This is a genomic window from Halomonas sp. BM-2019, from assembly GCF_017584085.1.
Genome location: NZ_CP071922.1, coordinates 2,735,945 through 2,736,560, shown reverse-complemented (window position 1 = coordinate 2,736,560; position 616 = coordinate 2,735,945). Strand labels below are relative to the sequence as shown.

Annotated in this window: 2 pseudogenes; both read left to right on the top strand. The window is 64.3% G+C overall.

The features are described from left to right. A pseudogene (locus J5F18_RS13665) lies at positions 1 to 382 on the top strand (capsular biosynthesis protein CpsI); the annotation flags it as partial. 39 nt (positions 383 to 421) lie between these two features. Further along, a pseudogene (locus tag J5F18_RS13660) lies at positions 422 to 616 on the top strand (UDP-glucose 6-dehydrogenase); the annotation flags it as partial.

The window sequence follows — 616 nt, the reverse complement described above, 5'->3', positions numbered from 1 at the left end:
CAACCACGGCCATCACACCCGCGACTTCACCTATGTGGATGACATCGTCGAGGGGGTGATCCGGGCCAGCGACGATATCGCCCAGCCCAACCCCGAGTGGAACAGCGACGCCCCCGACCCGGCCACCAGCAACGCGCCGTATCGGCTCTTCAACATCGGCAACAACGACCCGGTGAAGCTCTCCGCCTATATCGAGGCGATCGAGGCGGCGCTGGACAGGAAGGCCATCAAGGAGCTGCTGCCGCTGCAGCCCGGCGACGTGCCGGATACCTACGCCGACTCCAGCGAGCTGGAGAAGGCCGTGGGCTACAAGCCCGCCACGCCGGTCAAGGACGGGGTGGCCAGTTTCGTGGCGTGGTACCGGGACTATTATCAGGTTTGAGGAACGCCCCTCGCCCCTGACAACTTCAAGGAGTGAATCATGAAGGTTACCGTTTTCGGCACCGGCTATGTGGGCCTGGTGCAGGGCACGATCCTGGCCGATGTGGGCCATGAGGTGGTCTGCGTGGACGTGGACGTCGACAAGATCGCCAGGCTCGAACAGGGCATCATCCCCATCTACGAGCCGGGTCTCGAGACCCTGGTGAAGGAGAACCACGCCGCCGGTCGGCTGCGC